The sequence below is a fragment of the Vibrio sp. 10N.237.312.B06 genome, assembly GCF_041464685.1.
Lineage (GTDB): Bacteria > Pseudomonadota > Gammaproteobacteria > Enterobacterales > Vibrionaceae > Vibrio > Vibrio tasmaniensis_A.
Map to the genome: position 1 here is coordinate 43,726 of NZ_JBFSPI010000028.1, position 10,565 is coordinate 54,290.

Here is a 10,565-nt window from a genome sequence, read left to right on the forward strand (position 1 = left end):
TGAATCAATTAAAAAAAACGATTAGAACTCACTGATGGTTGGCCTCAATCATCGCCGTTTCGATCAAATCCAGTAACCACTTGTATTTGGCAGAATGTTGGTTTTTCTTATGAAGATAGGCAAATACCTCCATTTTCTCTGCATCTTCTTCTAATCCTTCAATCACAATCGAGCGCAATACTCCCTTGTGCTGTTCGATCACCGGAGGCATGCAGGGTGCGATCATGTTGGAATGCTTAATCGTTTCTATTAACCCAACAACTGACGTCGTTCGAAGCGCCATATTAATCGATTTACCTTGGCTTAAAACTTCTTCTTCCAATCGCGAGTGTTTGTTTTGATCGAAGTAAGCAAGGTCAACATGCGCAAATGGAAAGGACAACAAATCATCAATCTGTGCTACATCCTCTTTAAAAGGATGGTCGACTCTTACTGCCAATACAAATTTTAGGGTCACGAGAGGCACAGCAATGATCTCGGCGGGCAGGTTTTCAGCTTCAAAGTGAATAACAAAATCAATCTCGTCACTCTTAAGTCTTTCCAGTGAATCTTGGGAGCTAGTATGACTAATCAACCTCGAAAGTGGACTTTCATCTGAGAGTTGATGAAACAGAGAGGGTGTTAACCAAGGCAAAAGGTGCGGGTTCGCCTCTATCTTAAAATCTTCGCTTAGTTCGGCAGGAGTAAACTGTTTACCCTCTTCTATCGCCGTGACCAAACCCGTCCAATAGTGGAAATACACGTCGATACAGTTCATCAGAATAAGGCGTCGGGAGAAACTGCTTATTGGACAAAACAAATAGCTCTTCACCTAATGATTCCTTAAGCTTTTTGACGCTTTGGCTTACCGCTGGTGTCGAGACAAACAGCTTTTCAGCTGCTTTGCGCAAGCTTTTTTCCTGATACACACCACAAACACTTTCAATAAGTTCAAATCGACGTTATTCAGTTTCATATCCAAACCATAAACCAATACTTAACGAATGGTTAAGTTTATATGAATTAACTTAACGATGTCCACTTTGTATAGTTACCTCACCTTCACGCAGTACACGGATGTAGTGAGATAAATTTATGAGGCATCTATGTTATTACAACGTTCAATCCTTTCTCTAACTCCTTTGTTTCTGGCAAGTGTCGCGTTCGCGGAAGAAGCCGAAATTCAAGATATGTCAGATCCGTTAGCCGTCTATACACAAGGTGGCTTCGGTTACACAGACAAAGGCTTAAACCTGAAAATCGGGCAAACCTATGACACTGGTAGCGATACGACCATGGGTATGAATGTCTTCGAAGTCAAAGGCATCGCTGGTGAAGCCATTGGTTGGAATAACCGAGGCGCAGATGACACTATCGATTCGATTCGTTTCAGAAACTTCGGCGTAGACTTAACCAATGGTCGAGGCACACAAGTCGATATGTCTTGGGATTTCGATAGTAATCAAGGTAGTGCGTCATACAGCTTTATACAGGCTCTTCCACAAATGGGCATGTTTAACTTCTATCCGCTTGCGGGTGTTGGTGTTGCTGCAGGTGAGGAGTTGGTTGAAGGCTCTGGAGGCAACCTCGACGCGGATCAACTTCGTGATCGCTACAACATGCACGGCACTTTCTACGTGGCGGGTATGTACGCAAAAATGCAACTTACCGACAAGATTTGGTTGAACTATAACCCTATGTATTTAGGCACGATGTCTGGTTCATCAACGTTCAAAGATTATGGATTCGAGGGCAGTGATTCTGTACTCGCACATGAGTTTGCTGCGAGCTACCAGATTAACCCAAGGGCGAACGTTCGTTATTTTGCAAATTGGACAGAAAACACCAGTATCGAAGACGGTGATCACCGCATCGAATTTAACTATCAGTTTTAAGCAGTCACTTTCTGCTTGGATGAGCTCTTTCAGTTTGAACCAATGATTTCTGTTCGACGAGCCATTCCCGTTTTGACGAATAATTTTGAGTTTTGAGGACACATTATGAATATGATATCTAAAGCCTTTGTTGGTAGTTTCACTTGCCCATTACGCTCAGCTGCCATGCTAGTTTCTGTAACAGCCTTGTTTTCAGCCACAGCGATAGCAGGCAACGGTGATGCGACAGAAACGATCCAAACGCGTGCAGGTGACTTTACTTTCGAAACCGACTTTCTTCATGGCATTCCAACACAAGAAAGCTCTGCAAAACTGTTTGAACTGATGGACTATCAACGCGCGTCACAAGCTTACATTTGGTCCGTGCCTTTGGTGTCAAACTACGCATGGAAACAAGCCTATGCCGACATGGGGGCAGAGGATGGTCAAATTACTTATGTTGAGTCTCATGAATCTAAGCTAGGAGGTTTAACTTACAATACCTCTACGCCTTACGCGATTACTTGGTTTAACGTAGAGAAAGAGCCCGTTGTTATAGAAATACCCACAAATGAACTGCGTGGCGCGGTACACACCATGTGGCAAATCGGTATTTCTCAGATGACTGAGCCGGGCGTCTACGTGGTAAAAGCGAAAGGTTCTGAAACGCCGAGTAACCTGCCAAAAGGCGCAAAAGTATTTGAGTCTGATACCAATAATGTTTTCTTGGGTGTTCGCTTAATGGCTAAGTCAGATCAGCAACGTATGAAAGACTTAGAAGCATTAAAAATTACTGACCTTAACGGCAAGCCGCTCAGTAGCAAAGGCGTGAACTTCCCTGAACGTGGTGACGATGCTAAGCACCCACGTGGTATGGCATTTTGGGAGACCTTGAATGAAGCGATCCAAGCCGAACCTGTAGCAGAGCGCGACCGCATGATGCACGACATGTTACGCCCACTAGGTATTGAAAAAGGCAAAGCATTTACTCCATCAGCTCAGCAGCGTGACATCTTAGAACAAGCTGTAATCATGGGTGAAGCTATGGTTAAAAACATCGATTTCAACAAGACTGAACGTCTACCACACGCGGCTTATGGCAAAGAAGGGAATTCGTGGGAAATCGCAACGGCTTCAACACCAAACCAAGACCGTCACTATGGTATGGACCTCGATGGACGTGCAGCTTGGTTTTATGAAGCCGTCACTAACGACATTGCAATGCATGGATTTGAGAACGGCGGTTGGGGACAGATCTACCTAGACAACTACCGTGACGACAATGGCAAAGGGCTAAATGGCAGTAACCACTATACTTTGACGCTAGATGGAGATGTAAATTTCGCCGATTTATTCTGGACCATCACTGTCTACAACGTCGAGAACCGCGCCATCATCGACAACGAAATTGAGCGTGCCGACGTGGGTTCTAACATTGAAGGGACAGTTAAAGATTCGCAAGGCAATTACACCTTCCACTTCTCGCCAACTAAGCCTGCTGGTGTAAATGAAGCGAATTGGGTGCAAACCCGAGAAGATGAAAACTGGTTTGTTTACTTCCGCGCTTACTCACCAAGTAAAGCATTTGTAGCGCAACAGCCAGAAACCTTACTGCCTAACTTTAAGCGTGTGGACTAGCCGCTAAGTCTATGTACTAACGATAAAGTCCATTACGACCCACGATAAAAGAGGAGCCACAGCGCTCCTCTTTTTATTCCATCTAGCCTTCAAAGGCGCTGCGAAATAAACTCAACTAGTTGTTTTTCTGATTCTTGAAACAATTCCATGATTTAAAAGAGTAAAAGGGTTATACATAATGATGTGTTATCTAAATTACTGAAATTATCATGACGCTCAAAGAGATCCTTAAAATTCCCAATGTCCGCTACTTCTTAATGTTTAGAAGCAGCTACTTTGCGCGTTTTTACTACCCTATATTCACCCTACTTTATTTAGATTACGGGTTAACCCTGTCTCAATTCGCGATGCTCAATGTAGTTTGGGCGGCCACCATTGTGCTTGCTGAAGTACCGTCGGGCGCGTTCGCTGATACCTTAGGCCGCAAGAAACTAGTGGTGCTGTCTTCGATCGTGATGTTTGTTGAGATCGCAATGATCGCGCTAGTACCAACCGGAAACCCCGACTTGGTGTTCATTGTCTTTCTGATTAACCGGATTCTCAGTGGCTTAGCGATGGCACTGGCCAGCGGCGCCGACGAGGCATTGGCTTACGACACCTTAAAAGAACAAGGCAATGAAGAGTTGTGGCCTCGAGTGCTGCAAATACAGCTTCGTGTCGCCTCAACGGTCGGTATCTTTGTCACACTAATTGGTGCGGCGATGTACGACGTGAATTTTATGACGAACATCTTTCATTTCCTTGGACTAGCCGAACCAGAAAGCACTAAAGATCTGATGCGTATTCCTGTGTTCGCCACCCTATTTGTAGCGATGATCGCTATCTATGCCGCGATTAATATGCGCGAAGAGAAAAAGGTGATGCCAAGCGACCAAACCAAATTGGCAACCACCATCTCAAGTCTTAAATTGACGATCGATGCGGGTAAGTGGGTCTTTGCTACGCCTTACGTGCTGTTCATCTTGCTCTACTACAGCCTATTCGAACACACCTCACGCATGTTCCTAACCATGAACAGCCAATACTATCTGGCCATTGATATTCCAATTATCTACTTTGGTTTTATTGGTGCGGGTATCAGCTTGCTTAAGATTATATTGGCAGGACAAAGCCGAAGATTAGCAGAGAGCATGGAGGCTAAAACCTTCATTGTAGTTATGGGATTGGCAAGCATGGCGACTTATTACTGGATCAGTTTAGGTTGGTCGATTTACGGAGTCATTCCGGCACTGGTATTAATCTTTATCATCATGACGATGAACATTTTCATCAGCTACCACCTGAATAAAAAGACCGAATCACACAACCGAGCCACGGTTCTCAGCTTTAAAGGGCTGATGTTTAACCTCGGATACGGCCTGATCGGTATCTTGTACGCTTACTACTATAAGTTGGTGTCTCTGGGCTACACCGAACAAGAAATAGAGCAGAACCTTGCCTTCTTGGCCTCACTGTCTTCGTTTTTCTATTACTTCACTCTGTTGTTCATTACGATCAGCGCACTGTTCTATTTCAAGAACCGAAAAGAGCCAATTTTTTGAGGCGGCTAGCTATATTGTGTTGAAGTTCAATGAGCTAACTCTTGAAAGGTTAGCTCGCACAAAGTTCTGATCTACCCAAATAGACTATCGCCTGAAAATAGACGCTCAATAAACAAACAAGCCCCTTCTTCTATTGGTTAAATTTGTTAATATAATCATAATTTTATATAACACACGGAAGCGTCATGTCATTTAGTTGGATAGCCTTTACTCTTCTCGCAGCCTTCAGCCAATCTTGGCGCAATGCCTTTCAAAGCAAGTTAAGTGGCTCCATGAGTGTTGCTGGTGTGACGCTGGCGCGTTTTATCTGGGCAGGCCCAATCGCCTTAATTTATCTGTGCGCCCTCTATCAATGGAAGCCAGTATCCACACCTGATTTTTCGGGTGAGTTTGTTTTCTACATTATTGCAGCAGCCATTATGCAGATCCTCGCGACGGGCTTAATGGTGATGTTATTTAAGCTCGAAAACTATGCGATAGGAGCAGGCTTAGCTAAGTGTGAAGCCCCCGTATCTGCTGTGCTATCCGTATTGTTTTTTGGTACTGCTTTGACACTAACAGGTTGGGTCGGCGTGCTTATCGGAACATTAGGCGTACTAATCATGAGTAGTTCTTCTGGTTGGCGAAGCTTGTCTCCGAAAGTATTTTTGTTAGGTATGGCGTGTAGTACCGCTTTTGCTTTAACGTCTCTTTGGGTACGTGAAGCAAGCTTGAGCATAGGGCTGCCCTTCCCTCACAGCGCTGCTTGGGTGCTGTTTCTGGTGATAACTCTTCAGACATGCATTATCTGTACGTATCTCTTTTTCAGAGAGCGAGACACGCTGCGCCAGATATTCAAGAAATCTAAACTGGTCGTGATGACAAGCCTAGCGAGTGTTATCGGTTCTCTGGGTTGGTTTAGCGCGATGTCGCTTCAAGCCGTGCCGTACGTAAAGACACTCGGGCAAGTCGAAGTGATCTTCATGGTGTTGATATCCTATTTCTGGTTGGGGCAAAGCATCGCGCGCAAAGACATTCTTGCGCTCATTTTGCTTTCTATCGCAGCGGTATTGGTTATGTGGCAGTGACGAGCTCGTTAATATGACTAGGACAAATTGAAGTCATATTGCGACCGTTTGTTTTCGCTTGATATAACGCTTTGTCGGCTCGGTTAATAAACCCATTCCAACTCTCATGTGGGTGAAGCTGAGCAACACCAAAACTCGATGTCAGAAACATCTCATGTTCTTGTACTGCTGATACCTCTGAAATAGACAATCGTAACTTGCAAGCAATAACCTGAGCTTGTTGGAAACCGACATTAGGCAATAAAATCATTATCTCGTCTCCGCCAAAACGAAACGCACTGGCTTTGGGCGATGTTTTTATCGCACTTTGAACCATTTCAGCAAAAGACTTGATCACGAGGTCACCTACAATGTGTCCGTATTGGTCATTGATCGACTTAAAATTATCAATATCCATCATAATGGCACTGACAGGCGCAGTCTCCGCCTGCTTCATGATAACTGGAACCATCTCATCTAATGCTCTGCGGTTTCCCAGTACCGTTAGGGGATCGCTGTAGGAGAGCTCGTGAATAGAACTAAGCAACCTTGCATTTATCAGCCAAAGCATTGTAAAGCTCATCGACACAATAAGAACGATGCTCACTAAAAAGGCAAGTTGATGAATGAGCGTGGCCGCCATGAAATCCTGCAGCTCAGCCGAAAATAGCGTCACCATTACTCGGAAAATCATAAACCCGCCATATATCGTAAATGACAAGGCCATCATCCGAATACCTAGAGTCAAGTCATCACGCAGGCCCTTTAATACCGCAAAGGCAGTGCAAAGAGTCACAAAAGCCAGATATAAACTAATGAGGATAATTCGAGCCTTTATGGAAGGCTCATAGAACGTGAAGTAAATAAAACATGGCAAAAGAGCCAACATCATTAGACTACTGAGGTAGGTGCATTTGAGAGAGTATTCTCGAAACAGGCATAAGCTATACAAGGCGAGATGAAAACCAAGCGCAATGACCATATTGGCACCAATAACAGTGACCCAATCAGGGAATTCCCCTCTTAGGCTCAACATCAACGGTCCAGTTCCGATAACAAATATTGAAATGGAAAAGATTGAAAGCCCTTTAATCGGCTGTTGAGTGAATTGAAATAACAATAAGCCAATACAGTAAATGAAAGAGAACAAAATAATAATAAAATTAAGTGTTCTCATATCCAGCGAAAAACCATCCATGATTTTCTATCTTCCATACGCAAACCAAATCACAACATGGTTAATAATCATACAAGCCAAAGAAACATTCACTATATGAATCTTTATATTTTATAAAATAAGGGATAGATCACATATGCAGAGGTTCTTGTCGCATGAGTCCATGATCTGGATAGGCATGTAAAACTCGTCCACACATGGCTTCATAGCATCACGGAATCTACAGGCTTCTGCACTCGTTACTTGGTTGAATGGCGACTGTCTGGCATTATGCGCCCAAGAAATCTGTGGTTATTGCACAGCAAAGAATGAACGAAGGTAATCAGTGGTAGAAAACAGCCAACAATTAAGTGACCGTTACGACGAACATGGTTACTTTGTTATCAGAAATTATTTCGATGAAGCTCAAATTGCATCGCTTAGAAAAGTCGTGCTGAAATTCCATGAATCATGGAAAGCAGACAACGAAGAATTCTATAAAGAAGAAGCATTTAACTCGTCTTTAATTACGGGAAGCGAATATTTGCTCGCCGACGATAGAAGCGTGCTTTTCGACTTCATCAGCTCGAAGCAAGTGATGGACGTGGTTGACGCGGTGATTCCGAACAAACCGGCATTCATGAATACACAGCTGTTCTTCAACCCAGTAAATCCGCAACAAAACAAAAAGACTTCTGGCATCGTGACTGTCAATACGACTATGACATTGATGACCAGATGAAAGTCATCATGGAAACTCAAGTATTGCACCTCCGTGTACCTATATTTGATGAACCCGGGATGGAGCTTATCCCCGGAACACACAAACGCTGGGACAATGAAGAAGAATACAACGTTCGCCAAGAAGAAAACGGCAAAGTGAGCAGCGATGACATCTCTGGTGGTAAGCAGATACCATTAGCCGCCGGAGACTTATTGGTTTTTTCAGCGGATATGATCCACCGAGGCCGATATGGCTTGGATCGTTTGGCTTTGGATATTTTGATCTTTGATTCGGCGGCAGACTATGTCGACTACGTTGATGACGATTGTTTGCCAACACCATCGATGTTGAGCAATATTACCGACCCAAGATTGTTCATGAACACGCTACACTTAAAATCGATGCTTTGCTCATAAGAGATTAAAACAGTTACATCAAAAGTCACATGACTTGAAAATAATAACAAATATGTTCACATTTATTTCATAGCGCTCGCAATAAGATAGCTTCATATTCAATATTCGAGATAAGCAATATGAAAAAATTAATTACTAGCATATCACTACTTACAGCACTTGTTTCGGGTGCTGTTTTAGCCGAAGTGAATGGTGAAGATTTTAACGAATTCCCTAAACAAGATGCTGCGCACTGCTTTGGTTGGGCGGCAGGCTTAGATAAAGACCAAGATTACGCTAAGTTTATTGTCGAGCTATCGAAAGATCGCACTGTGAGTGTCAAAGAAGACCCTTATATAATGGAAGAGTTCGGCACTGCAATGGGCTATTCAGAAGCGATGTTAGAATTTGCCGGGAAAGAAGCTGCGGATGCTAAATATAAACTAGTCTGCGATCCAATCAAACAAAGCTATGGCTTTTGATCGCGGGGTTTCACCGCTACGTCAAAAACTTGATGCAAAGGCTCCACATGGAGCCTTTAAAGTGTAATGACTCAGTCAGGCATTCCGAATAGTAAAACTTATTTATGAACCTTCGCGATTTTCATTCCATGTATCCAGAACAAATTTTAATTGAACCAGGCAACAACTCGTTCTTTCAAGCTCGCATTCTTTCTCCAAATCCAATACAAGCCTTCCTCTAGCTCTTCAACGCTCATACGACTTGGCTGATAAACCGGATGGCTACCATCGTACTTGGACCAATCTTTAGTAAGAAGTCGCCCTTCTCGCTCTAGCTGACTAAAAGACTCCGAACCGGGAAACGGAATCATGTAGTGCGGGATCACCTTATCAACCTTGATATCTTCGACGAACTTCTGCGTTTGTTTGAAGATAGAAGTGTCATGTTCATCAAAACCGAACAAAAAATCTCCCCATACTTCAATACCATGAGATCTTATCTCAGCGATGTACTCTTTCATTTTAGATGGTTTCACAAAGCCTTTTTTCTGAGCCTTTAAAGCCTCTTCAGATGGCGTTTCTATGCCTAATAATACAGCTTTGAACCCTGACTTCACCGCAGCACTAAGCAATTCGGTGTCACGAGCAATCAAGACTGTCGTTTCCCCATAGAAGCTCATGTTAAGCGGCTCAATGGCTTTAAATAGTGCCAAAGCATATTCACAGTCATGAGTGAGATTGTCGGAGTGTAACTCAACCCACTCAATATCTAATGTCTTGAGATCCGCTAACTCGCTGACGATATTTTCGATTGGCCTTTTCTGGAACTTATCAAAGAACCTTGGCACTAAACAGAAGTTACATTTAAATGGGCAACCTCTTGTCACAACTACTGACCATGTATAATTGTACGCTTCAGGATTGATGATATTTGTTGGGTATGGATTGAGCATACTGAGATCGACAGGCTCGGAGCTTTCATAAATAGGCTGTAGCGAACCAAACTCTGCGTCACGTAGTAACTGAACCCAGTAGTTCTCAACTTCTCCCATCGCCAAACAATCCGCATATACTGCCGCTTCTGAAGGGTTAAACTGAGTATGTACCCCCCCGAATATGACTGTTTTGCCTTTTTTCTTATATTTAGAAGCTAGCTCGTAAGCCCGATAAGCATCTGGAGTCGACATAAATATCACCACCAAATCAGCATCATTATAAAGGTCAGCTTTTGCACCTATGGTCTCATCAACCATATCTAACTTGTACCACTTTGGTGTCGCAGCAGCGGCGGCAAAGATGTTTTGTGGAGGTCCCCCCGTAGAGGCTTTGTATTTTGAGTAATCGCTGCCAGCAGACGCTTTAATTAAATAGATTTTCATAGCGTATCCTAATTATTCACTTTTGCTTTGCTACAAAGAGCTAAAAAACTCAAAGACTCTATTGTCCATATAGAAATATACCCCTCCCATCACAAACCAACTGATAATGATTAAGGTAAACAAAACTGGATGTTCTTTTAGCTCAAGACGTTCAACAAAGAAGGCTTCTTTTGCGCGAAGATTTTCCCATCCCCAAAACCAGCAAAATAGCCCCCAAATCAGAAGTAGATGAAACTTAAGAGCAAACAAGGCCATGGTCAGAGCCAGCAATGTTTTCCACTTAGACATTACTTCAGGCACGTTCATCTTTCTTAACTCCTAGGGCGTGTTGATCTTTGCTGTACATTTCGCGTTCAACAATACATCGGTAGC

Annotated in this window: 8 protein-coding genes and 2 pseudogenes; 6 read left to right on the forward strand and 4 right to left on the reverse strand. The window is 43.3% G+C overall.

Annotated elements, in window-relative coordinates; all coding sequences use genetic code 11:
* Positions 1 to 28 precede the first annotated feature (28 nt).
* Positions 29 to 955, reverse strand: a pseudogene (locus AB6C75_RS10010) (LysR family transcriptional regulator).
* 130 nt (positions 956 to 1,085) lie between these two features.
* Here AB6C75_RS10010 and AB6C75_RS10015 point away from each other — a divergent pair.
* The 4 genes from AB6C75_RS10015 (at position 1,086) to AB6C75_RS10030 (ending at position 6,099) form a co-directional block, all read left to right on the forward strand.
* On the forward strand, positions 1,086 to 1,874 hold the full coding sequence (locus tag AB6C75_RS10015) for a hypothetical protein (RefSeq protein WP_012600238.1): 789 nt from the start codon (positions 1,086 to 1,088) through the stop codon (positions 1,872 to 1,874).
* A 105-nt stretch (positions 1,875 to 1,979) separates the two neighbouring features.
* The gene (locus AB6C75_RS10020; RefSeq protein ID WP_009845789.1) at positions 1,980 to 3,491 is read left to right on the forward strand and encodes a DUF1214 domain-containing protein; all 1,512 of its coding nucleotides are present in this window, start codon (positions 1,980 to 1,982) and stop codon (positions 3,489 to 3,491) included.
* Between the two features lie 209 nt (positions 3,492 to 3,700).
* Positions 3,701 to 5,032 (forward strand): MFS transporter, encoded by a 1,332-nt coding sequence (locus tag AB6C75_RS10025; protein WP_372107684.1) that lies wholly within the window; start codon positions 3,701 to 3,703, stop codon positions 5,030 to 5,032.
* Between the two features lie 185 nt (positions 5,033 to 5,217).
* The gene (locus AB6C75_RS10030; RefSeq protein WP_104214905.1) at positions 5,218 to 6,099 is read left to right on the forward strand and encodes a DMT family transporter; all 882 of its coding nucleotides are present in this window, start codon (positions 5,218 to 5,220) and stop codon (positions 6,097 to 6,099) included.
* On the opposite strand, the gene AB6C75_RS10035 is transcribed toward AB6C75_RS10030, so the two are convergent.
* Positions 6,086 to 7,276: a GGDEF domain-containing protein gene (locus AB6C75_RS10035; protein WP_372107685.1), complete on the reverse strand. Its 1,191-nt coding sequence runs from the start codon at positions 7,274 to 7,276 to the stop codon at positions 6,086 to 6,088. The genes AB6C75_RS10030 and AB6C75_RS10035 overlap by 14 nt on opposite strands.
* A 304-nt stretch (positions 7,277 to 7,580) precedes the next feature.
* Between AB6C75_RS10035 and AB6C75_RS10040 the strand changes: the two are divergent.
* Positions 7,581 to 8,374, forward strand: a pseudogene (locus tag AB6C75_RS10040) (phytanoyl-CoA dioxygenase family protein).
* A gap of 119 nt (positions 8,375 to 8,493) precedes the next feature.
* The gene (locus AB6C75_RS10045; protein WP_372107686.1) at positions 8,494 to 8,835 is read left to right on the forward strand and encodes a hypothetical protein; all 342 of its coding nucleotides are present in this window, start codon (positions 8,494 to 8,496) and stop codon (positions 8,833 to 8,835) included.
* A 146-nt stretch (positions 8,836 to 8,981) separates the two neighbouring features.
* Here AB6C75_RS10045 and AB6C75_RS10050 read toward each other — a convergent pair whose 3' ends face one another.
* Together AB6C75_RS10050 and AB6C75_RS10055 are read right to left on the reverse strand one after the other, a co-directional pair.
* On the reverse strand, positions 8,982 to 10,193 hold the full coding sequence (locus AB6C75_RS10050; protein ID WP_372107687.1) for a radical SAM protein: 1,212 nt from the start codon (positions 10,191 to 10,193) through the stop codon (positions 8,982 to 8,984).
* Positions 10,194 to 10,223: 30 nt separating this feature from the next.
* Complete coding sequence (locus AB6C75_RS10055) at positions 10,224 to 10,499, reverse strand: hypothetical protein (protein WP_372107688.1); 276 nt, start codon at positions 10,497 to 10,499, stop codon at positions 10,224 to 10,226.
* Between the last annotated feature and the right edge of the window lie 66 nt (positions 10,500 to 10,565).